This is a genomic window from Klebsiella sp., from assembly GCF_027492335.1.
GTDB classification, from domain to species: Bacteria; Pseudomonadota; Gammaproteobacteria; order Enterobacterales; family Enterobacteriaceae; genus Klebsiella; species Klebsiella huaxiensis.
This window is the reverse complement of the sequence record NZ_JAPUEW010000008.1, coordinates 139,389-162,974: the sequence shown is the minus strand read 5'-3', so window position 1 is coordinate 162,974 and position 23,586 is coordinate 139,389. Positions and strand designations below refer to the sequence as shown.

General features: G+C 53.4%; 21 protein-coding genes and 1 other annotated feature. Of the genes, 8 read left to right on the top strand and 13 right to left on the bottom strand.

From position 1 onward, the window contains the following. Positions 1-11 precede the first annotated feature (11 nt). Genes QVF11_RS02800 through QVF11_RS02780 form a run of 5 tightly spaced genes read right to left on the bottom strand, consistent with a single transcriptional unit; the run spans position 12 to position 5,345 of the window. A complete protein-coding gene (locus tag QVF11_RS02800) occupies positions 12-1,262 on the bottom strand; it encodes a phospholipase D-like domain-containing protein (protein WP_112214197.1) in 1,251 nt (416 codons plus the stop codon). Then, positions 1,255-1,902 (bottom strand): MotA/TolQ/ExbB proton channel family protein, encoded by a 648-nt coding sequence (locus tag QVF11_RS02795; protein ID WP_142512155.1) that lies wholly within the window; start codon positions 1,900-1,902, stop codon positions 1,255-1,257. Before QVF11_RS02795 ends, QVF11_RS02800 begins: the two co-directional genes overlap by 8 nt. Before the next feature lie 19 nt (positions 1,903-1,921). Next, positions 1,922-4,162: a TonB-dependent receptor family protein gene (locus QVF11_RS02790; RefSeq protein WP_112214195.1), complete on the bottom strand. Its 2,241-nt coding sequence runs from the start codon at positions 4,160-4,162 to the stop codon at positions 1,922-1,924. 36 nt (positions 4,163-4,198) lie between these two features. Continuing rightward, positions 4,199-4,936: an energy transducer TonB gene (locus QVF11_RS02785; RefSeq protein ID WP_287855168.1), complete on the bottom strand. Its 738-nt coding sequence runs from the start codon at positions 4,934-4,936 to the stop codon at positions 4,199-4,201. A 1-nt stretch (position 4,937) separates the two neighbouring features. Further along, positions 4,938-5,345, bottom strand: coding sequence for an ExbD/TolR family protein (locus QVF11_RS02780; RefSeq protein ID WP_112214193.1), 408 nt, complete (start codon positions 5,343-5,345; stop codon positions 4,938-4,940). Positions 5,346-5,667: 322 nt separating this feature from the next. Between QVF11_RS02780 and QVF11_RS02775 the strand changes: the two genes are divergently transcribed. Together QVF11_RS02775 and ybaK are read left to right on the top strand one after the other, a co-directional pair. After that, a complete protein-coding gene (locus QVF11_RS02775; RefSeq protein ID WP_287855167.1) occupies positions 5,668-6,462 on the top strand; it encodes a TraB/GumN family protein in 795 nt (264 codons plus the stop codon). A gap of 201 nt (positions 6,463-6,663) precedes the next feature. Then, complete coding sequence (gene ybaK, locus QVF11_RS02770; protein WP_142512158.1) at positions 6,664-7,143, top strand: Cys-tRNA(Pro)/Cys-tRNA(Cys) deacylase YbaK; 480 nt, start codon at positions 6,664-6,666, stop codon at positions 7,141-7,143. A 252-nt stretch (positions 7,144-7,395) separates the two neighbouring features. Here ybaK and ushA read toward each other — a convergent pair whose 3' ends face one another. Beyond that, the gene (ushA, locus tag QVF11_RS02765; protein WP_287855166.1) at positions 7,396-9,048 is read right to left on the bottom strand and encodes a bifunctional UDP-sugar hydrolase/5'-nucleotidase UshA; all 1,653 of its coding nucleotides are present in this window, start codon (positions 9,046-9,048) and stop codon (positions 7,396-7,398) included. 163 nt (positions 9,049-9,211) lie between these two features. On the opposite strand from ushA, the gene QVF11_RS02760 reads away from it, so the two are divergent. From QVF11_RS02760 to QVF11_RS02735, 6 genes are all read left to right on the top strand, one after another. Then, positions 9,212-10,432: an MFS transporter gene (locus QVF11_RS02760; RefSeq protein WP_287855165.1), complete on the top strand. Its 1,221-nt coding sequence runs from the start codon at positions 9,212-9,214 to the stop codon at positions 10,430-10,432. 499 nt (positions 10,433-10,931) lie between these two features. Next, positions 10,932-12,611 (top strand): YbaL family putative K(+) efflux transporter, encoded by a 1,680-nt coding sequence (gene ybaL / locus QVF11_RS02755; protein ID WP_142515295.1) that lies wholly within the window; start codon positions 10,932-10,934, stop codon positions 12,609-12,611. Between the two features lie 265 nt (positions 12,612-12,876). Then, the gene (locus QVF11_RS02750) at positions 12,877-13,428 is read left to right on the top strand and encodes a fimbrial protein (RefSeq protein ID WP_185930758.1); all 552 of its coding nucleotides are present in this window, start codon (positions 12,877-12,879) and stop codon (positions 13,426-13,428) included. A gap of 20 nt (positions 13,429-13,448) precedes the next feature. Next, positions 13,449-14,048 (top strand): fimbrial protein, encoded by a 600-nt coding sequence (locus QVF11_RS02745; RefSeq protein WP_130624395.1) that lies wholly within the window; start codon positions 13,449-13,451, stop codon positions 14,046-14,048. 24 nt (positions 14,049-14,072) lie between these two features. Further along, positions 14,073-14,645: a fimbrial protein gene (locus tag QVF11_RS02740; protein ID WP_287855164.1), complete on the top strand. Its 573-nt coding sequence runs from the start codon at positions 14,073-14,075 to the stop codon at positions 14,643-14,645. 47 nt (positions 14,646-14,692) lie between these two features. Further along, on the top strand, positions 14,693-15,277 hold the full coding sequence (locus tag QVF11_RS02735; protein ID WP_142515296.1) for a fimbrial protein: 585 nt from the start codon (positions 14,693-14,695) through the stop codon (positions 15,275-15,277). A 61-nt stretch (positions 15,278-15,338) separates the two neighbouring features. Here the strand turns inward: QVF11_RS02735 and QVF11_RS02730 are convergent, their stop codons facing one another. The 7 genes from QVF11_RS02730 to dnaX form a co-directional block, all read right to left on the bottom strand. Then, positions 15,339-16,643 carry an inosine/guanosine kinase gene (locus tag QVF11_RS02730; protein WP_142515297.1) on the bottom strand — a complete coding sequence of 435 codons (1,305 nt, stop codon included), beginning with the start codon at positions 16,641-16,643 and terminating at the stop codon, positions 15,339-15,341. A gap of 63 nt (positions 16,644-16,706) precedes the next feature. Continuing rightward, positions 16,707-17,669 (bottom strand): ferrochelatase, encoded by a 963-nt coding sequence (hemH, locus tag QVF11_RS02725; protein ID WP_287855163.1) that lies wholly within the window; start codon positions 17,667-17,669, stop codon positions 16,707-16,709. A gap of 127 nt (positions 17,670-17,796) precedes the next feature. Then, positions 17,797-18,441 carry an adenylate kinase gene (adk, locus tag QVF11_RS02720; protein WP_009653605.1) on the bottom strand — a complete coding sequence of 215 codons (645 nt, stop codon included), beginning with the start codon at positions 18,439-18,441 and terminating at the stop codon, positions 17,797-17,799. Positions 18,442-18,618: 177 nt separating this feature from the next. Continuing rightward, positions 18,619-20,493, bottom strand: coding sequence for a molecular chaperone HtpG (htpG, locus tag QVF11_RS02715; RefSeq protein WP_112214181.1), 1,875 nt, complete (start codon positions 20,491-20,493; stop codon positions 18,619-18,621). Between the two features lie 111 nt (positions 20,494-20,604). After that, on the bottom strand, positions 20,605-21,210 hold the full coding sequence (recR, locus tag QVF11_RS02710) for a recombination mediator RecR (RefSeq protein ID WP_287855162.1): 606 nt from the start codon (positions 21,208-21,210) through the stop codon (positions 20,605-20,607). Next, positions 21,210-21,542: a YbaB/EbfC family nucleoid-associated protein gene (locus tag QVF11_RS02705; protein ID WP_287855161.1), complete on the bottom strand. Its 333-nt coding sequence runs from the start codon at positions 21,540-21,542 to the stop codon at positions 21,210-21,212. Before QVF11_RS02705 ends, recR begins: the two co-directional genes overlap by 1 nt. Positions 21,543-21,599: 57 nt before the next feature. Continuing rightward, entirely contained in the window at positions 21,600-23,504 is a 1,905-nt protein-coding gene (gene dnaX / locus QVF11_RS02700) for a DNA polymerase III subunit gamma/tau (RefSeq protein WP_112214180.1), read from the bottom strand. Then, positions 22,203-22,267: a sequence feature (DnaX frameshifting element), on the bottom strand. It overlaps the preceding gene by 65 nt. Positions 23,505-23,586: the final 82 nt, after the last annotated feature.

Here is a 23,586-nt window from a genome sequence, read left to right as displayed (position 1 = left end):
ACCCTGATTTTCTATTCATGCTCGCGACCTGGATGCGGGGCCGGATAATCGAAGTCAACTTTGATCGGCTCCGCGTAGCGGCTGTTCCATAGCTGACTGTAAAGCGCGTCCACGCGCTCTGCCATCGGTACGCTATTCAGCACCAGCTCAAGGTTGCGTGAGTTATCAAAATAGCCCCCGCTCCAGTTGCTGGTTCCCACCCACGCCGTCGAACCGTCGATAGTCATCAGCTTACTGTGCACCACCCTCGCAAACGGGATAAATCCCCGACTGGCGGGAGGAATGGTCACTACCTTTAGCTGAACGTTAGGCACCAGAGACAGGCTCTTTAACCAGAACACCTCCGGTTTTTTCAGATTCCAGCTGGCAACCATCAGTTCAACCTGCACGCCGCGCGCTGCCGCGCTGCGCAGAGCGTTATCAATGGGGGCATAGAAAGGTCGGTTTCCCTTCTCACCCCATGATAGCGGCGCGTAGTCCATCACCTGCACCCGGATCCGCGACTTCGCATTGGCCAGCAGACGCGGCAGTTCAACCTGCGAATCGATCACCCCGCTCGGGTTGTAATCGCGCGGGCTGGCAACCAGATAATTGCCCTGCGGGGCTGATTCCGGAGCCTGCCATGCCAGCTTCGGCACCGGTTTATTTTCTGCAAGCAGGGCCTGCGCCTGCCAGTCCTGATCGAAAATAGCCTGAATCTGCTGTACCGCTTGCGCATCGCTGATGCGCAGACCGGTTTCCTGAATCTGCTCCAGCGCACGCCAGTCAAAATTCTGGCTACCAACAAAAGCTTGTTTACCATCTACCAGCAAATACTTGGCGTGGACAATCCCGCCGGTCAGCCGATGGAACGGAATAATTCGCAGCTCCAGATTCGGGATCGTTTTCAGCGCCGCCAGCGTTTCCGGCGTCGACAGGCCAACGCCCTTCTCCTCCATCAGAAAACGAATTTTCACCCCGCGTTCACCGGCTGCCCGCAGATGATTCAACACGCCGTCCAGCAGAGAGCCTTTTTCATTTGCCACGTAAAACTGCGCCAGATCGATATGACTGTGCGCCGCGTCAAACATCTGCTGCCAGACTTCGGCAGCATTACGCAAATCGTTATCCTGTAGCGTAGTTTCCTGCGGCGCGTTATACACCAGTTCATAACCCGGTATCGAAAACGCCGCCTGCGCGGGCAGGCTTAGCAGCACCCAGGCGCTCGCGAACAGGCTCATCAGGCGGCCTCCCGGCCACCCGCATCGACGATAATCAGGCATAACGCTGCGCCTCACGACCATCCCAGCGATTACTGCCCTGCTCCGGACGACTAGCCGGGCTACCGGCGCGGATCAGCAGTACCTTCAGCAGTTCGTTAATGCGTTCCATGCGGCTTTGCAGGTAGTTATTACCTACCAGGCACAGCAGCGCGATCGCGATCCCCAGGCCGGTGGCATACAACGCGGTGCCCATCCCGGCTGAAACCATACTGGCATCAGAGACGCCCGAGGCGGAGAGCGCCTTAAAGGTATCCATAATCCCCAGAATCGTACCCAGCAGGCCCAGCAGCGGCGCGGCGGTAACGACGGTTTCGAGCATCCATAGCCCGCGCGACATCTGCGGTTTACTCAGCAGGTACTGGGCGTCAATTAAGTCGCTCATTGCCTCCCGGTCTTCCGCCGTCTGTTTTTTCTCCAGCACCGGCAGAATAATGGTCAGCGGAAGGCTATTGCGCCCGGTCAGTGATTCCGGCAAGTCCGACACACGGCGGACCTCCGGCGTCAGCGCCTTCTCAAAGCGCTGAGCCTGACGCTGGGCCCATGAAAAATAGAGCCCGCGTTCCACCAGAATCACCACGGCGATCGCCAGCGCGGCATACATAACGTAGAAAATAATGTCGTGAATCAGGTTGGCATCCATCAAAGTGCCCTCCGGTTAATTAAAAGGTGGCTTCCAGCGAAACGCTAAAGGTGCGCTCTTCGCCGACGTTGTAATACGGGGTACTCGCCTTCACGCCGTCGTAAGGAGCAGCGTTAAAGGTCGTCGAGCGTACGGAGGTCAGGTACTGTTTATCGAACAGGTTATCGATACCAAAGCGCAAAGTGGCGCTTTTAACTATTTTTTTGTCCACCGGCAGATGAACGCCCGCGGCGACATCAAACACCGTGCGCCCGCCGATTTTTTCGTCGTTGGTCAAATCGCCATAGAACGAGCTAACGTATTTACCGCCGAAGCTCCCGTAATAGAGGCCATCGTCATAACCCAGCGATGCGTTGAGCATGTTTTTCGGTACGTTAGGCACGGTTTTGCCTGCCGTTGGCAGCGGATGACCGCCGTTGCTGACAATGTCATCTTTTTGTTCGGAATGGGTATAGGTGTAAGAGGTGTAGTAGTTAAAGTTGTGCGGCAGCTTACCGCTCCACTCCAGCTCTACCCCTTTACTTTCGACGCTGCCGATATTCATCATTTCGTAGTCGCCATCCGCATTGGTGGTCGAAATCTGACGGTCGGTATAGCGCATGTAGAAAAGCGTCGCGCTCAGCAGCATATCTTCACGCTGGAAACGCCAGCCCAGCTCGTGGTTCCAGCTCAGCTCCGGCTTGGTGTTGATTGAATCGCCGACGTTGTAGAGCACGTAGTTTGGCGGCGTACGCATGTTGCGGGTCAGGTTATAGAACAACTGGTTTTCCATATCCGGCTTATAGCTAATGCTAAAGTTCGGCAGGAATTCATGGTAGGTCGCATTGCGTTTTTCCGGGGCGTTATACAGGCTGCCTTTGTTATCGCCTTTACGTTCGACGTACTGGTATGCCAGCCCGCCCACCAGCGTCCAGTCTGGTGTCACAAACCAGGTATCCTGAAGCCATACTTTTTGCGCCGGAGTGACGGTGTACTGGTTACGGCCCTGTACCGTGTTGCCGTTGGCGTCTTTCACCTGATCGGAGCCGCCCGGTTTACCGGAGACGTTCGCCGGATTGCCGTCATCCTGAATGCTGATAAACGGCTGGGTCTGCGACTGGCGCGCCCGTTCGTACCAGTAGCCGATATCCAGACTGTGCTCGTCGTTAATGTCCCACTTCAGCTTAGTGGTGACGCCCGGTCGCCAGGTCTGGGTCCACGAAGGTCGGTAGTAGGTATTGGAACTCAAATTGCTCAGGTCGTACTGCCCGGCTTTATCGGAGGTATTCGACAGCACCGACGCCGTTTGCCCGGTAAAGCTGCCACCGTTACCCCAGTAGTAATAGGGTTGAACGGTTAACGCGAGGTTGTCACGCAACTGCAATCGCTGTGAGAAAGAAAGCGTGAAGGTTTCAAACGGGTTGCGGTTGAGCTTGTAATATTTGCTCAACTGACCTTTGTTGTTATAGACCGGAGAGGTCGAGTAGTCCTGACGCGGGTCTTCATCAAACTGCGCTTTGCTTAGAGTGTTGTAGTTGCTGTTATCCTGACGGTTGTACTTCATGATCAGGTTACTGCTGTTGCCATTCCCGTCCTCATAAAGCGAGTTCATCTCGAACTTATCGGAATAGTTACGCCCTTCTCCGCGCCATTTTTTGGCTTCAGTGTGCGAGTAAGAGAGCCAGTTGCTGAAACCGTTGTACTCGCCGGTCTCCAGGCGGGCGAAAGTTTTGCTCAGATTATTGCTGCCCAGCGTTTGCTTAACGAAGCCACCGAACTCTTTGGAGGGGCGCCTGGTAACGAGACCAATGTTACCGCCGCTGGATCCGATATGCGGGCCGTCAGCTTCGGAAGATCCCTGAGTAACAAAGATCTGCTCAAGGTTTTCCGCATCGCCCAACAGGTTCGGATAGACCGCGTAGTTGCCCGAATCGTTAATCGGAATGCCATCCATCGACAGGCCGATTTGATCGGAGTTCATCCCGCGCATGGTGTAATCGATACCGCTCAGGCCGCTGGCGTCATTACTGTTGACGTTCATACCCGGCGTATATTTCAGCATGTCGATGGCATTGCTGGCACCCGGCGCTTTATCCATCGCTTCTTTGGTCAGAGTGGAGCGCGCTTTGCTGCTGTCTTCCTGCACCATCAGACCGCCGCCGAGCGACTGTCCTTTGACGTTAATCTCCCCCACATCGCTACTTTCCGCCGCCAGCGAGGAACCCGATAACAATGCCGACACCACAGCTAATGCAATCCCAGAATAACGAAAATTCTTCATTTCTTTTCCTATAAAAAACAAATGATTAATTAGGCTTTATGGAGCCTGATAATTAAACGTCGCGGTAAATTTTTTGCTTCTTTGTCCGGCAAAAGCCTCTTCAGGAAAGGGCTTCAGCTGGCTAATACTTTGTAAAGAGCTCAGCGCAGCACGATTGAGCAGCATGCTCGGGGCCTTGCTGGCAATACCGGAAGCCAGCACTCTGCCGCTACGGTCGACTTCCAGCCACACCTCAACGTTGCCCTGCGGACGTTCCAGCGAAGCCTGGCGGCCGCTCGGGTAGCGTTTGCGCTGCTCCAGCTCGCGTCGCAACATCTGCAGATAGCCATTTTCCACCGCCTGCGCGTTCACTTTCGGCGCCGGAGGAGAAGACGGCACGGCGGGTTTACTCACCACCGGGCTGCGCACGACGGCGGGCTGCGGCGCCACACGTTCCTGTAGCTTCGGCGCTTTCTCCTGAACCGGTTTTGGCTTCGGCTTAGGTTTTGGTTTAACAACTGGTTTGGCCTGGATAATGGGATCCGGAGCAGGAACAACGGGCTCAGCAATCGGCTCCGGCTCAGGTTGGGGTTCCGGCGGCGGCTCTGGCTGCGGTTCCGGGACAGGTTCTGGCTGCGGTGGCTCGGGTTCGGCCAGCGACAGTTCCATCACCGTATCGTCATAATGCGGTTTCACCTGCAGGACGGCCTGCTGGCTGACGAACAGCAAGCATCCGGCGATGACTATCGCGGGTAACCAGCTAACAACGTGACGTGAGCGATAAAGCAGATACATATCACTGCTTCCGTGTGGCGATGGAAATGGAGAAGAAACCGCCCTGACGCAAGGTATCCATCACTGCGACCAGGCGTTCCACCGCAACCTCTTTATCGCTGTTGACGATAATGGTGGTGGTTTGATTTTCCTGCTGTTGTTGCTTCAGGGTATTAACCAGCGCATCAAGCACCAGCGGCTGGCCATCAAGCTGCAGCCGATCGTCAGCGCCGAGGGTGATAATGGCTTTTTTCTGCGGCTTAAGCTGTTGGGCGCTGCTGGCCGATGGCAGCTGGGTTTTCAGGCCCAGAGCCGGGATCACATTCAGGCTAATCAGGACAAAGAAGACCAGTAAAAACATCATCACATCGATCATCGGGATCAGTTCGATATGGGCTTTATTCTTTTTAGGCTCACTCCAATTACGCATGACACTCCCCCCAAAAATTGAAGGGGTCAATATAGAAGCGCTTTGTTTATTTTTCGTTACAGATTTTTTATTTTATTATCACAATTCACCCATTTTTGAGAAAAAAGCACCATCCACGACTTGCGCATAAAAACACAACAATTTGATTTTAATATATAATTTATTTCAAAATGCCATTGCGAAAATTGCAAAAAACAAGAACATCAAATTTTTTTGTTATTTTTATGACATTGCAAAAGACCTGTTCCTTTGCGCCCTATCCGCCCTCTTGCGCCTCTGTTTCCCGCGCGATAGCATGGGCTCCTCACACTACGGAGTACGTATGGGCCTGTTAAACCGAATAAAAATGCTGTGGCAAACCGCCGTCGGTTCGTCTTATTCCTGGCCCGCGCTGGATATCACTCTTCCCGGCGAACGCTATTTGCACCTGGTTGGCAGTATTCATATGGGCACCCGCGATATGTCGCCCCCTCCCGCCAGGCTGTTGAAAAAGATTCGCCAGGCCGATGCGCTCATTGTTGAGGCCGATATTACCGGCAGCGAAACGCCGTTCAGTAACCTCCCCTCCTGTCCGCCGCTGGCGGAACGCCTGAGCGCATCCCTGCTCACTGAACTAAAAGAGCGAACGGGAGAAATGGGCCTGTCTGTTGCGCTATTTGATAGTCAGCCGCTGTGGCAGGTCGCGATGGTCTTGCAGGCCACCCAGGCGCAAAAGCTCGGGCTAAGGGCGGATTACGGTATTGATTATCAGCTACTGATGGCGGCGCGTGAGAGCAATATCCGCGTGATGGAGTTGGAGGGTGCCGACAGCCAGATTGCGCTGCTGCGGGATCTGCCCGACGGCGGACTGGCGCTGCTGGAGGATACGCTGACCCACTGGCGCACGAATGCGCGTCTGCTGCAGGTGATGATTAGCTGGTGGCTGGAGCAGCCGCCATCAAAAGGTGCAACCGTGCTACCAACAACCTTTAGCCAGTCGCTATATGATGTGCTGATGCATCAGCGCAACCTGGCCTGGCGAGAAACGCTGCAGGGGCTGCCGCCGGGGCGCTACGTGGTTGCCGTAGGAGCGTTACACTTGTACGGGGAAGGGAATCTGCCGGATATGCTGACATAAAAAAATGGCCAATATCTCTATTGGCCCGTCAAAGAGGAATTTCATCATTATTATTATTCCGGGGTTCACGCCCCGGATCGTCTGATTGTCGCTCAAAGTGACCATCACTGCCAATACTATTGCGCAAGATGATACTATTTTTTAGACAGCCGTCGGGCGTATGCTTAAGTCACATGAAATCGGTTGGTAAGAAGGATAACGATGACTCCCGCCGTAAAATTACTCGAAAAAAACAAAATCTCTTTTAAGATCCACAGCTACGATCACGATCCGAACGAAACCAATTTTGGCGATGAGGTAGTGCGTAAGCTGGGGCTGAACGCTGACCAGGTCTATAAGACTCTGCTGGTCGCCATCAACGGCGATATGAAACACCTTGCCGTCGCGGTAACTCCGGTAGCGGGTCAGCTGGATTTGAAAAAGGTAGCGAAGGCCTTAGGCGCGAAGAAAGTGGATATGGCCGATCCGATGATCGCGCAGCGCGTCACCGGTTACCTGGTGGGCGGTATCAGCCCGCTTGGGCAGAAAAAGCGCCTGCCAACGGTAATTGACGCTCCGGCCCAGGCGTTTGCCACCATTTATATTTCAGGCGGCAAGCGCGGGCTGGATATTGAACTGGCAGCCAGCGATCTGGCGAAGATCCTTGAGGCGAAATTCGCCGATATCGCGCGGCGCGATTAACCCCTGCTTTATCTCAGAGGATAATCCCGGAGGCGGCGCTTGACGCGCCTTGTCCGGGCTACCAATCCACAGATGGCTGCAAACCCGTAGCCCGGTCAGCGTAAGCGCCACCGGGAAGAAGCAACGCCAGGGGATCAGGTACGGCACATTTCCCGGAGGCCGCGCTTGACGCGCCTTACCCTGGCTACAAAACCCAAACCGCATGGCCACGTAGCCCCGGTAAGCGTAAGCGTCACCGGGGAGTTTCAGACGTTACTGCCAGCTCACCTCGCCTTTCGGCTCAAATGCTTCAACATCCAGCGGAGAGTTTTTCTGGATGTACTCCTTCAGCACTTCGGCGTCGATAAAACCGGTATTGACATAGCCTGGTTTGGTATCGATATGCGGATAGCCATCGCCACCGGTAGCGTTAAAGCTCAGCGTCGCCATGCGGTAGGTTTTCGCTGGGTCTACCGGCTCGCCCTTGATGGTCAAATCGTTAAGCTTGCCGTCTTTAGCCACAAAACCAACGTTAGCAAACTGCGGATAAGCACCGGAATCCGGCTTCATCTGCGCCACGGCGGTCAGATACTCCGTGACTTCCTTGCCGCTCATATCGACATACACCAGCACGTTGCCGAAGGGTTGCACCTTCATCACGTCTTTATAGGTGATATCGCCCGCTTCAATCGAATCACGCACCCCGCCGCCGCTCATCACCGCAAAGTCGGCATTACTACGCGCCATTTGCGCCGCCAGCAGCAGACGACCCATATTGGTTTGCACGAAACGAACTTTGCTGCGATCGCCCTCCAGATGCCCGTTCACACTGCCAATTTTCACCTGCAGCTGCGCTTTGCCTTTATTCTGGAACGGCGTTAGCAGAGAGAGCATCTGCGGGTTTTCGGCGATTAGCGGCGTATAGAGCACACGCTCGCTGTCACCGTTATCGTAGGTGATCTTTTTCTTCAGGTTGACCGGAATCAGCTGATAGTGCACCAGCTTCATTTCACCATTGCGGAATTCAAAGTCGGCGCGGCCAACATATTTACCCCACTCGTGGGCCTGGACTATCCAGATACCGTTCTGTTTGTCCGGTGCGCACGGGCTGCCCGGCACATAATCCACCTGTTTTTTATTCTCAGACGCCATACATACCGGATCCTGAGAGTGGCCGCCGACGATCATTGCCAGCGATCCTGCCGGCAAGCTACGCGCCATCTCAACGTCGCCCGGTGCATTAGAACCGTGCGCGCCGTTGTCATAATGTCCCATATGGGTGGTCGCCAGAATCACGTCCGGCTTTTCGTTCTGCTGCAGCTCCTGAATCACTAATTTGGCTTCTTCCGTCGGTTTGCGGAATTCGATATCCGTAAAATACTCAGGATTACCAATTTTCGCCGTATCGTCGGTCGTCAGGCCGATAACCGCAATATTCAGCCCGCCGCGTTTAAACAGCGCCCACGGTTTAAACAGACGCTCACCAGTACTTTTCTGGTAAATATTGGCGGAGAGGAACGGAAACTTCGCCCATTTTTCCTGCTGACGCAGTACGCTAAGCGGATTATCAAACTCATGGTTACCCACCGCCATCGCATCATAGCCAATCAGGTTCATACCGCGAAAATCAGGTTCCGCGTCCTGTAAATCTGATTCCGGTACGCCGGTGTTAATATCACCACCGGATAACAGCAGCACGCTGCCGCCTTCTGCGGCGACCTCTTTACGAATACCGTCCACCAGCGTTTTTTGTGCCGATAGCCCATATTCGCCGTAATCGCTACGCCAGAAGTGACCATGATGATCGTTAGTATGCAGGATGGTAATTTTGTAGGTTTTATCCTGCTCATAAGCCCGTGCCGACAGGCTTCCCAGCGATAGCGCGGTGAATAATGCCAGCGCAACGCCCCGTTTGATCAATTGCATATTTCTCTCCCTGACAAAGTAACAAGTGCCGAAAGTATAGCGAGTTGGTGAATTAGACAACTTTGTTTTCAGAAATGAGACTTTATTCAAACCTTAGGGGCAGGTATGTTAGGCGGATAATAATTCCACCTGCATCCTCTATAAAAAACACTTAAGTGAACCTATGGCAATGAATCAGACCGCACAACCCTTATCCGGCCCCGCTGCTGCGCCGCAAAAAGCACGCACCTCGTTTCGCATTCTGGGGGCCATCAGCCTCTCTCATTTGCTAAACGATATGATCCAGTCGCTCATCCTGGCTATCTACCCGCTGCTACAGGCCGAGTTTTCCCTGTCCTTCGTACAGATTGGGATGATCACCCTCACCTTCCAGCTGGCATCGTCACTTTTGCAGCCGGTGGTTGGCTATCTGACCGACAAGCACCCGATGCCGTGGTCGCTGCCCATTGGCATGTGCTTTACGCTTTGCGGTCTGGTCCTGCTGGCGATCTCCGGAAGCTTCGGAATGGTTCTGCTGGCCGCTGCGCTAGTGGGTACCGGCTCATCGGTGTTTCACCCGGAATCTTCGCGCGTTGCGCGAATGGCCTCGGGCGGACGCCACGGCCTGGCGCAGTCAATATTCCAGGTTGGCGGTAATTTTGGTAGCTCATTAGGGCCGTTACTCGCCGCTCTCATTATCGCCCCGTATGGCAAAGGTAATGTAGGCTGGTTTGTGCTGGCTGCGCTGCTGGCCATCGTGGTGCTGGCGCAAATTAGTCGCTGGTATGCCGCCCAGCATCGTATGAACAAAGGTAAACCAAAACCGGTAATTGTTAATCCGTTGCCGAAAAACAAAGTGATTCTTGCGGTTAGCATCCTGTTAATGCTGATTTTCTCAAAATACTTCTATATGGCGAGCATTAGCAGCTATTACACCTTTTATCTGATGCAAAAATTCGGATTATCGGTGCAAAATGCGCAATTCCACCTGTTTGCTTTCCTTTTTGCGGTAGCGGCAGGAACGGTGATTGGCGGGCCTGTTGGCGATAAGATCGGGCGTAAATATGTTATTTGGGGCTCTATCCTTGGCGTCGCACCGTTTACCCTTTTTTTACCCTACGCCACATTAGAATGGACCGGTATTTTGACGGTAATCATTGGTTTTATCCTCGCATCGGCCTTTTCCGCCATTTTGGTCTACGCACAGGAGCTGCTGCCGGGCCGTATTGGCATGGTTTCTGGTTTGTTCTTTGGTTTTGCCTTTGGCATGGGCGGACTCGGAGCCGCGGTACTGGGGCTGTTAGCTGACCATACCAGTATCGACCTGGTCTATAAAATCTGTGCTTTCCTGCCTCTTCTCGGCATCCTGACGATATTTCTTCCTAATAACCACCAAAAATCGTGAATATCCGGCAGCCAAAGTGAAACCTTGGCTGCCGCAACCCCTTACCCCATCAGCATCATCCCGCATTATCTTCTGCCATTTTGCTGTCCGTGCTTTTTTGCGGATTAATTCCATTTTTCTGCAAAATTCAACAATTATTCATAAACAAAACCGCTGAAACTGTCATAAACTATTACTCGGTTTTTTGGTTTTTATACCCTAAATAATTCAAGTTGCAGGACAAGGCGCTTGTGCCTTGAACAGTGCTTGCGCTGGCCCCGTAGGGGCGAGGCCGTAGGCCGAGTAACGCGGCGACGCAGGGAATCCCCAGGAGCTTGACTTCCGTAAGTGACTGGGGTGAGCGACAAATCTGTCAGGAACAGATTTGAACACCGTATCGCGGTGGCCCGTAAGGGCGAGGCTCATGGATGAGCCGAGTAACAAAGCCAACGCCCATGCAAATTGAAGTATGACGGGTATATGCCGAAAATGGATCAGCTCACCACTGCAAGGAGACGGAATGCACCACGCAACACCGCTAATCACCACCATTGTCGGCGGCCTTGTGCTCGCCTTTATTCTCGGCATGATTGCCAATAAGCTACGTATTTCTCCTCTGGTGGGATATTTATTAGCGGGCGTGCTGGCCGGACCTTTTACCCCTGGCTTCGTTGCTGATACCAAGCTGGCGCCTGAACTGGCCGAGCTTGGCGTGATCCTGCTGATGTTCGGCGTGGGTCTGCACTTCTCCTTAAAAGATTTAATGGCGGTAAAGGCCATCGCTATTCCCGGCGCCATCGCCCAGATAGCTGTGGCGACGCTGCTGGGTATGGCGCTCTCGGCAATGCTTGGCTGGTCGCTGATGACCGGCATTGTTTTTGGTTTGTGTCTTTCTACCGCCAGTACCGTGGTGCTGCTGCGCGCGTTGGAAGAACGACAGCTTATTGATAGCCAGCGGGGGCAAATCGCCATCGGCTGGCTGATTGTTGAAGATCTGGTGATGGTGCTGACGCTGGTTCTGCTGCCGGCCGTCGCAGGTATGGCGGAGAAAGGCGACGTTGGTCTGGCCTCCCTGGCACTCGATATGGGCATTACCATCGGTAAAGTCGTCGCCTTTATTGCAATTATGATGCTGGTCGGCCGCCGCCTGGTGCCGTGGATTATGTCACGCAGCGCCGCCACCGGCTCACGCGAGCTGTTTACGCTGTCGGTACTGGCGCTGGCGCTCGGTATCGCCTTCGGCGCGGTTGAGCTGTTTGACGTCTCCTTCGCCCTGGGCGCATTCTTCGCCGGTATGGTGCTGAATGAATCCGAACTGAGCCATCGCGCAGCCCACGATACGCTGCCGCTGCGCGATGCGTTCGCCGTTCTGTTCTTCGTTTCTGTGGGTATGCTGTTTGACCCGATGATCCTGCTGGAGCAGCCGCTGGCGGTACTGGCTACGCTGGCTATTATTATCTTTGGTAAATCGGCTGCGGCCTTCTTCCTGGTGCGGATGTTCGGTCACTCGCCGCGCACCGCGCTAACGATTGCCGCCAGCCTGGCGCAAATCGGCGAATTCGCCTTTATCCTCGCGGGTCTGGGAATGGCGCTGAATCTGCTGCCGCAGGCCGGGCAAAATCTGGTGCTCGCCGGGGCGATAATCTCAATCATGCTCAACCCGGTGCTGTTTACCCTACTGGAAAAATACCTCGATAAAACGGAGACGCTGGACGATCAGACTCTGGAAGAGGTGCTTGAAGAAGAGAAACAGATCCCCGTCGATATTTGCAACCATGCGCTGCTGGTGGGTTTCGGTCGCGTCGGCAGCCTGCTTGGCGAAAAACTGATGGCCCAGGGCGTGCCGCTGGTGGTCATCGAAACGTCGCGTACCCGCGTAGACGAGCTGCGTGCGCGGGGCATTCGCGCGGTATTAGGTAATGCCGCCAACGAAGAAATTATGAACCTGGCGCATCTGGACTGCGCCCGCTGGCTGTTGCTGACCATACCTAACGGCTATGAAGCCGGGGAAATCGTCGCTTCGGCACGCGAGAAGTGCCCAAATATCGAGATCATCGCCCGCGCCCACTATGACGATGAAGTGGAATACATTATTGAACGCGGCGCGAATCAGGTGGTGATGGGCGAGCGTGAAATTGCCCGCGCAATGATAAAACTGCTGGAAACACCACCAGCGCCACTGGAAGTGACCACGGGATAAGACTGAAGCGGAGCCGATATCGACAAAGTGTCGGCTCCCGTTAATGACTAATTATTTTCAAATATCAAAAAACACTCCAAATTATTTACCACCCGTTATTACCCGTTAATTTAAACACAACCCATAACAATTCATAGCTATAATAAAACCGTCATAAAAAGTCAAAATAAACAACCTCATTAACCACCTTATTTTGTTTACTACAAAACAATTTTCCATTAATCTCTAGAGACATCTATTTTTTATATTAATGGAAGCCATAATAATGACGTGTAAAAATATGCTATGGAGCAGCATAATAAGTTTTATTATGCTATCCGCTAATACTCATGCCATCGATGGAACAATAATATTCAAAAGCACATTAACAATCGGTGCTTGCAAGGTACACGCTAACACTCACAGTACTCCGGCAACAATGCTAAATGACATCAGTTTAGCCATGCCTGCAGTTTCGGCCAGCAACCTTAACGGCAGCGTGTCGTTCATCATCAACGTCAACTGTTACTCCGAACAGATTAATCTCGATAACGTAAAAATCCGCTTTACCTCCGACTCGGCAAATGAAAATGGTATTTTACTAAATACCGCAGCAAACGGAGCATCCAATATAGGTATCAGGATTGCTACAGCAACAGGAGTACCGATAAAAATCAACGCACCGGGAGAACGTAGCGCTGTGGCACCCCATTACAGTAGTTCATACAGTTCGCTTCGAACCGAATACATCGCTTCTTATCAAAAACTGAACGAGATGCAAGAAGTGAATGCTGGCCCAGTAGAAAGCATGCTGAATTACGAAGTCATCTATTTTTAACCTGCAGAGAGTTAACCATAATGAAGAAAATGTTAAAGTTAGCAGGTCGAGGAATAATGACCATCGGCCTCATGACATCGTTATTAATATCCCCAGCGCACTCTGTTGATGGTTCGTTTAATGTTGCAGGAAACATTGTTAATGAAACCTGTATTGTTGAAGGAGTAGTTGTCATTCCTCCATATGGTGGCAATAATATACCAGCCAGAGATATGGTCATTGAATTTGGCTCACATATTTCTTTCGATGGTGATGAGACAACAACCTATTTCGTTACCGGAATCCCTTTCAGTATCAAACTATCTAACTGCGCCGCTACGGTAGCATGGCAGAATGTTCGCCCCAGATTTACCACATCAGGGAAACTGGATGGCAAAGGTATGTTGATTAATATGGATAAAGCCGGGCCGCAGAATATATCAATGTACATTGATAAATATACAGATGGTAGCTTTACAAAAATTAAGTTTAACGAAAGCTCAGGCCCCGCAACGCCCCTGCCAACCTCGCCAGGTAACGTTAATCTCAACTATCGTTTTTCACCCTATAAAACCGGAAGTTTACCGACCAAAGGCGGGCCGATTCTTGGTATTGTTAATTATGAGATCGAGTATCTCTAACGTTTTGCATAAAAGGAATATGCCATGACACATACCCGATTTAAGCTCTGGAGCGGCACATTTGCATTGCTAGTGTGGCCGGGTATTTCGCAAGCCGCTGATGGCACCATGATATTCAGAAGTACACTGTATGCCGGTGCCTGCATGATTAGCGCTGACACTCCGGAAGTTTATAAGGGGTTACGCAACCTCACCATTCCGCTACCCGTAGTCTCAACCAGCAGCCTTAGCAGTAGCGTACAGTTTAATATCTATATTTCGTGCCAATGGACGGAGTTAGTTAATCTCGACAACGTGAAAGTCAGTATGACATCCGATGCAACCAACAGTGACGGTGTTTTGCTGAATACCGCAGCCAATGGCGCTACCAACGTTGGCATCCAGATCAGCCATGATTCAGGAGCGCGGGTGAAAGTGAATGGCCCCGCTGAGAGCAGCAATGCAACTCCCCGCTACAGAACCGGCACATCATGGAATATCCACGGAAGTTACCTGACAATGAAATATAGCGCTTCGTATCAAAAACTGGATCCCTCTCAGGCCGTTACTCCCGGCCCCGTACAGAGCGTACTGAACTATGAAGTTATCTACTTTTAATACCCGCGGATACGAAGCATAAAGTCTGATAATAAAAGGTTCACATTATGTTAAGCATAGTTCGAATAACGATGATGGTATTCACCTTATTTTCCATCACTGCATGGGCTGCCGATGGTAGCATTAATGTAGAAGGAAATATTATTAACAGTACCTGTAAGGTCGAAGGGGTAGTCATCGATCCCGATGACGGCGGCAGCGGCGTTCCCAGCAGGGATATTGACTTTGAATTTAGCTCCCATGTTTTTATCGATGGCGATCAGCAAACCACTAATCAGACAGGTGACGTCCGTTTTTTTATCCGACTCGCCCATTGCCAGGCAACTGCAGAGATACAAAATGTCCGCCCGCGATTTATTACCTCAGGCACGCTTGATAGCGGAGGCAGATTAATCAATATGGATAAAAATGGTCCACAGAACTTTTCGATGTATATCTATAGCAACCAGGATGTGGGTTATCCCGCCGACATGATCGGTTTTAACCAGAGCACCGGAAAGAGCTACGCCCTTCCAGCATCCCCTGAAAAAATTGATATGTATTACATATTCAGAGTATGGAAAACCGACGGCCAGCCCACAAAGCTCGGGCCAATTCTCGGCATTATCAGTTATGAAATAGAATATTTTTAACCCCCCGGAACCGGCATCGAAGCGCTTTCCGGGGAGGGACATCTTTACATCTTGCCCGGAATTAACGCTCCCAGTAGGCCTCTTCCAGGCTGTCTTCACGCTCCGGCAGGCCGCGGGTCAGGCGCGGCGAGTGCTGATTCAGCACCTGATAACTCACGCGGTTTGCGTATTTGCATACCTGGGCCAGCGATGAATAGGTCAGCCACTTGCACTTGTGCTTACTGGAGTTCGGCACGTTGTTGCGATGATAGTTGTTGGCGGTGATATCATGCAGCAGCGCCGCCAGCGCACCGTCGCCCGCGCCGTTGGTATTCATGATCTTCTCCGGCCCGCCCATATAGGGTGCGATATGTGAATAAATACGCAGAGGATTCACGCAATCCTGATGGCGCATCGCGCGGCTGAACTCAAACTGGTTAAACTCGGCAATCGCTCCCGGCAGCAGCGGATGCTGGGTTTTACGCTTAGCCTCTTCCTCAGTAAAACTCGCCATATAAAGCCCGGCAGGCCCGGCGGTGCACAGCACGAGATCAACCCACTCCAGCGCCTTATCCGATGCCAGAAGCGGATCGCCAATGCCCGTCAGCGCTTCAGCTTCCTCTTCGTTCATCGCCAGAATAGATACGTGCTCCTTAAGGAACGTCTGCCACCACTGCGGGTTATCAGCGATGACGTATTTGGTTCCCAGCGTCAGGACCACCGGCACGTCATGCTTTTTCGCATATTCGATGGCTTTCATCGTGGCGTCCGGCATCGGCTCGCCCGGTTTGCAGCGCACAAGATAGGAGGTCAGTACCAGTGCGGATGCTCCGGCAATAACGGCTTCCGGGATACTTTCCGGACGCAGCTTATTCATATGGCCGGGACTAATCGCAAAGGTCCGCTCGCCGGAATCGCTAATCAGCGTAAAGCAGCGGCCAATCGCGCCCTCTACGCCTTGCAGGTAGTTCAAATCGGTTCGGCTGGAGGTATTACATAAATAGCGATAGGCGTAGCCACCAATTTCTATATTGCTGCACATGACGCCAAGCAAAACCGAGCGGTCATCCGCCAACACCGAGTAATTGTGCATGGTATTACCAATGGTGCCACCGGCAAACTGATGGGTGATCAGGTCATTACGTACCAGTTCCTGATACAGCGCCTCAGCAACATCATCCTCAATCACCAGCGAATGACCGGCGCTCAGACCGTAGCGTACGATAAACGACTCATCCACTTTCGCCTCGATATCCACCAGCGTTTGATCGATACCGACCACCCAGGCGACGTTAGACTCATTTTCTGGCTGAATTTGTTGCAGCAGCGGATCGCGAGCGTTGACGGGAAAGTAGTGTTTAGACTTGCGTTTACCGGGAAATTTCATAGTGATGGTTTATGGACAGTGAACAAGCGGGAAATAGTAGCATACTCCCCGCGACAGGCGCGATCAGCGATAGGTTGCTGTCAGGTTAACCATCATTTCGATATGCGCGGAGTCCGCGTTAAGTGCAGGAATATATTCATATTGCTGCCCACCGGCTTCAAGGAAAAATTCCCGGTTCTGTACCGCTATCTCTTCCAACGTTTCCAGACAATCAGCGGAAAAGCCCGGGCAGATAACCTGAACATTCTTCACGCCCTTCTCACCAAGCATTTTCAACGTTTCATCGGTGTAGGGTGTCAGCCAGGGTTCGCGGCCAAAGCGCGACTGAAAAGTCATCATCACGCGGTCCGGAGGGAGCCCCAGAGCCGAAACCAGCTCACGTGTAGTGTCGCGACAGCGCTGGGGATAGCTATCCCCTTCATGGGCATAACGCTGCGGGATCCCATGATAAGAGAGCAGAAGTAAATCAGGCTCACCATGCACCGCAAACGAAGCGCGCACGCTGGCGGCCAGCGCGTGAATATAGTCCACATCATCGGCATAATCGCGAATAAAGGAGATGCCTGGGATTGCGCGCTTTTTGGCAAGAATACGCGCCAGTTCATCCCACACGGCCGCCACGGTGGAGCAGGAGTACTGCGGATAGAGCGGGAGCACCACAATATGGTCAACGCCCTGCTCCATGAGTTCATCCACTGCGCTTTCCAGCGACGGCGAGCCATAGCTCATCCCCAGCGCAACGGGCGTATCTGGAAGGCGTTCTGCCAGCGCCTTCTGCTGCTGACGACTGTAGACCATCAGCGGCGACCCCTCTTCCATCCAGATAGACTGATAGAGTTTGGCTACTCGGGGCGCGCGCAGAGGCAGTATCACACCGCGCAGCAGCGGCCACCACAACAGACGAGAGGTATCCACCACCCGCTTGTCGCTAAGAAATTGTCGCAGATAGCGCTTTACCGCATCGGGCGTGGGCGCATCGGGGGTGCCTAAATTGGCTAATAAGATACCTGTTTTCGTCTGATGCATTACCGCCTCTTAACCATTTGAATCGCTGACAATTGTAGCTGAAATGGCGCTAAACGGAACCAATCATAGAAAAAGGTAATATGAGAGGAATTCTCATCCCACAGTTGCAGGATGAGAACGGGCTGGATTAACCGAGGATTTTTTCCAGTTCTACGCGAACGTCAGCCACCGCTTTGGTGCCGTCGACTTTCGCGTATTGGGTGTTGCCCGCTTCGGCTTCTTTCTGATAGTAGCCGATCAGCGGAGCCGTCATCTGATGATACTCAACCAGACGCTTACGCACGGTCTCTTCCTGATCGTCTTTACGGGTGGTCAGCTCTTCGCCGGTCACGTCGTCTTTGCCTTCAACTTTCGGCGGATTAAATTTAATGTGGTAAACGCGGCCGGAGGCGGCGTGGACGCGGCGACCGATAATACGGTCAACGATCAGTTCGTCGGGAACGTCAAATTCCAGAACGTAATCAACGGCGATGCCTGCTTCTTTCATCGCGTCAGCCTGCGGAATAGTGCGCGGGAAGCCATCCAACAGGAAGCCGTTACGGCAATCTTCCTGAGTAATACGCTCTTTGACCAGGGCGATAACCAGTTCGTCGGTCACCAGCTTACCGGCATCCATGATGTCTTTTGCTTGTTTGCCCAGCTCGGAGCCAGATTTCACCGCGGCACGCAGCATGTCGCCGGTGGAGATTTGCGGAATACCGTATTTCTCCATGATGAACTGAGCCTGAGTTCCTTTACCCGCGCCCGGAGCGCCAAGCAGAATAATACGCATTACGAAAATCCCCTCAAAAGTTGATTCAATTCTTCAAAAAGCGCTAAACCATACCACCAGAACGCGGATGGCTCAAGGAAGGCGGGGCGGCTGAAACGGTTAATGGTGAGATATTTTACGTAGAGTGCGCCTGGAGGCCCTCACCCCGAAGGGTGAGGGTCAGGGTGAAGGTAAAGATTACGACGCCAGCAGCTGGTTCATACGGCGGATAAACTGGTTAGGATCTTCCAGCGTCCCGCGCTCAGCCAGCAGTGCCTGATCGAGAAGCAGCTCAACCCACTCGCCGAACTGAGCATCGTCCTGAGTGTCCGCCGCGCGTTTCACCAGCGGGTGGACCGGGTTTAGTTCAAAGATATATTTCACTTCCGGCGCAGCCTGGCCCGCAGCGGCAAACAGTTTCGCCATCTGGGTACTCATTTCATCTGCATCAGTCGTAACGATAGCGGGTGTATCGGTCAGACGATGGGTCAGACGGACTTCTTTCACTCGATCGCCCAGCAGCGTTTTCGCTCGCTCAACGAACGGCTCCAGTGCCTTCTCGGCTTCTTTGGTGGTTTCATCCACTTCATCCGTCAGCTTATCCAGCGACTCATCAGCTTTCGCGACCGACTGGAACGGTTTACCGTCGAACTCGGTCAGATAGCTCATCATCCACTCGTCGATGCGATCGGAAAGCAGCAGAACTTCGATGCCTTTCTTACGCAGCAGTTCCAGATGCGGGCTGCTCTTCGCAGCGGCGTAGCTGTCAGCAGTGATGTAATAAATCTTCTCCTGCCCTTCTTTCATGCGCGATACGTACTCTTCCAGCGACACGGTCTGCGCAGCGGAATCGGTATGCGTGCTGGCGAAGCGCAGCAGTTTGGCGATAGTCTGCAGGTTGGCGTTGTCTTCCGCCGGGCCTTCTTTCAGCGCCAGGCCAAACTGCTGCCAGAAGGTCTGATATTTTTCCGCGTCGTCTTTCGCCAGTTTTTCCAGCATTTGCAGAGCGCGCTTACTCAACGCCGTGCGCAGGTTGCGGGTTACGCTGCTATCCTGGAGAATTTCACGCGATACGTTCAGCGGCAGATCGCTGGAATCCACAAGGCCGCGCACAAAGCGCAGGTAATTCGGCATAAACTGCTCGGCGTCATCCATAATGAAGACGCGCTGCACATACAGCTTCAAACCGTGTTTGTGATCGCGATTCCACATATCCCAGGGCGCCTGCGACGGGATATACAGCAGGCTGGTGTACTCCTGCTTACCTTCTACGCGGTTGTGGCTCCAGGTCAACGGATCGCTGTAGTCATGAGCAATGTGCTTATAGAATTCGTTGTATTCGTCGTCTTTAATTTCCGACTTATTGCGGGTCCACAGCGCCTGAGCTTTGTTAATTTTCTCCCAGGAGATAACGGTTTCACCGTCAACCTCTTCCTGCTTTTCAATCTCAACCGGCAGCGCAATGTGATCAGAGTATTTGCTGATGATCGAACGCACGCGCCAGTCGTTGAGGAAATCGTCCTCACCTTCGCGCAGGTGCAGCGTGATCTCCGTTCCGCGATCGGCTTTAGTGATGTCGGCAACCGTATAATCGCCTTCACCAGCAGATTCCCAGAATACGCCGTTTTCGGCGCTATCGCCCGCCGCGCGGGTACGCACGGTGACTTTGTCAGCGACAATAAACGCCGAATAGAAGCCTACGCCGAACTGGCCGATCAGCTGACTGTCTTTCGCCTGATCGGAGCCCATTGATTCAAGGAATGATTTGGTTCCGGATTTCGCAATCGTCCCCAGGTGATCGATAACTTCATCACGGTTCATACCGATTCCGTTATCGGCGATGGTCAGGGTGCGGTTGTCTTTATCAAATGAAACGCGCACGCGCAGCTCGCCGTCGCCTTCATACAGATCCGGCTGGGACAGCGCGCGAAAGCGCAGCTTATCGGCCGCATCGGAGGCGTTGGAAATCAGTTCACGCAGGAAAATTTCTTTATTGGAATAAAGAGAATGGATCATCAGGTGCAGAAGCTGTTTTACTTCTGACTGAAAACCACGAGTTTCTTGTCCTTTCATCTAAATCAACCTCAACAATGCCATTGTTAATGGTAAAAAAACCGTTGAGTGTGAGATGGGGACAGAGAGGGAAATTTTCAAGCGGAGGCCCTGAAAAGCGCCTCCGTTTGATTAAAAACGAATCTTATGGCGCCCGGCGAGAGAGTGGGACAGCGTAGTGCCGTCAACCATTTCCAGCTCGCCGCCAACCGGTACGCCATGGGCAATACGGCTCGCGTCTACGTCATACTGCGCGCAAAGCTCGGCGATATAATTCGCAGTGGCCTCGCCTTCAACCGTAGGGTTGGTGGCGAGGATCACTTCCTGCATCGATTCGTCACGCAGACGCTGTTCCAGACGATCGAGCCCGATATCATCCGGCCCGATACCATCGAGCGGCGACAGGTGGCCCATCAATACGAAATAACGACCGGAAAATTGCCCGGTCTGCTCGATGGCGTAGATATCCGCCGGGCTCTCTACAACGCAGATCTGGCCGTTTTCTTTACGTCGCGGGTTGCTGCAAATATTGCACACTTCCTGCTCGGTGAAGGTGCGGCAATCGGCGCAATGGCCGATTTCCGACATCGCGCGCGTCAGTGCCTGCGCAAGGCGCATCCCGCCGCTGCGGTCACGCTGCAGCAGGGTAAACGCCATACGCTGCGCCGACTTCGGGCCAACACCCGGCAGGCAGCGCAGCGCTTCCATCAGCTGAGTTAACAGCGGACTGGTTTGCATCAGAACGGCATCTTAAAGCCTGGCGGCAGTTGCATACCGGAAGAGACAGAAGCCATTTTTTCTTTCTGGGTCTCTTCAATGCGGCGAGCGGCATCGTTGAATGCAGCAGCCACCAGATCTTCCAGCATGTCTTTGTCGTCTTCCAGCAGGCTTGGGTCAATTTCAACGCGACGGCAGTTGTGCGCGCCGTTGATGGTCACTTTTACCAGACCTGCACCGGATTCACCGGTCACTTCCAGCCTGGCCACTTCTTCCTGCATCTGCTGCATTTTTTCTTGCATCTGCTGGGCCTGCTTCATCAGGTTACCCAGACCGCCTTTTCCACCAAACATAGGCTTCTCTCTCAGTAAGTCGTCGTTAAGGATGATGATCGCAAGTTTAACTTGCAATCAAATGGGGCGAATACTTTCTTCATCCAGGTCCGCATCAAAGAACCGACGCAGCGTCTGGATGTTGTTATCCGCAATAATCGCTTCACGCGCCTGCGTGAGCTTTTCTTCATAAATTGCCTGCCGCCATTCAAGCGGCGTGCGCATCGCGGGATTATCATCTTCCACGATGGTCAATTCAACCGGCGTACCGTACAAAATACCCAGCGCTTCCGCCAGCTTTTGCTGCGCGCCCGCCGAGTTCAGATGGCGCTGGCTCGGCCGTAAGTGCAGGCAGACACGGTTACCCTCCTGCTCTTTCCATGCGTTGAGAGCCACCTGCTCCACCAGCTTCGGTACCGCGAGCTGGCTAACTTCCGCCGCCCAGCTATCCCGCTCGACCGCTTCGATGGCCAGCTTAGCCGCCAGTTCTGGCGTTTTTTCATGCTCCAGTGCTTTTTTCAGCGCTTTCGGCGTTGCAACTTCTTCTTTTACCGTTTCAACAATCATCGTCGATTTCCAACGGTAAGCTTCTTTTTTCGCCGGAGCTTGCTCCAGAGCGGCAACTGCCGGACGCGCCTGTACGCGCTCGCTAATCGAACTCAGTCGTTCCAGCGCAGCGTTATTCACCGGCCGCGCGCGGGAAGCGGCTGCCGGTTCACTCTTTTTTGGGTTGGGTGCTCCCTGGCTACGCTGCAGCTGACTGCGGGCCGCCAGCACCTGGCTGGTGGTCTGCGGCAAATTCTGCGGCGGCGGTGGAGCAGATACCGGGACGGACTGCTGTACAGGTGCGGCTGGGACCGTTTGCGCCGGAGGGGCTTCCGGTTCCGGCAACGGCATGCGCGGGTGGAATGCCAGCGCCCGCAGAAGCGTCATTTCAACACCCATCCGTCTGTCCGGCGCGTACGGTAGCTCTTTGCGGCCAATCAACAACGTTTGATAGTACAGCTGAACATCGGTTGGCGGCACGGTCCGCGCCAGCTCGCGCATACGCAGCTCTATCGCCGCCATATCCGCGCCGAGCGCCGACGGCGAGAGCTGGACCATTGCAATACGGTGCAGCAAACTTTGCATCTCGACCAACAGGGCTTCCCACTCGACACCACGAGCAGCCGCCTCATTGACGCCCGCCATCACGCGTTCGCCATCGGCAGCCACCAGCGCTTCAATCAACGAGAGCGCCTGATCGTCATCAAGAGTGCCAAGCATGGTGCTGACAGATTCTGCGGTCAGGTGGCCATCGCCGCTGGCGATAGCCTGATCGGTCAGGCTCAACGCATCGCGCAGGCTTCCGTCAGCCGCGCGCGCGAGCAGTTGTAGCGCCCGAGGCTCAAAAGCAATCTGTTCTTCACCGAGAATATGCTCTAACTGATGACGGATCTGTTCAACATCCAGCGCCTTGAGATGAAACTGCAGGCAGCGGGAAAGAATAGTGACCGGCAGCTTTTGCGGATCGGTCGTCGCCAGCAGGAATTTAACGTGCGCAGGCGGCTCCTCTAGCGTTTTTAGTAACGCGTTGAAGCTGTGGCGCGACAGCATGTGGACTTCATCGATCAGATAGACCTTGAAGCGACCACGGGCCGGTGCGTACTGGACGTTATCCAGCAAATCGCGGGTATCTTCGACTTTGGTGCGCGAGGCGGCATCGATCTCGATCAGATCGACAAAACGCCCTTGCTCTATTTCTCGGCAGTTATCGCAGACGCCACAAGGCGTGGCAGTAACGCCGGTTTCACAGTTTAACCCTTTCGCCAATAAGCGAGCGATGGAGGTTTTACCCACCCCGCGGGTACCGGAAAAGAGATATGCGTGATGAATGCGCCCTAACGATAAGCCGTTCGCCAGTGCGGTCAGCACATGTTCCTGGCCGACGACGTCAGCAAAGGTTTGTGGGCGCCATTTACGGGCTAAGACCTGATAACTCATGGGCTGGCTCTGAAACGCTGGAAGGTGAAATCACGAGGGGGCCATGCTATCACAGCCCCGCCCAATCAGCGAGGCTATGTGT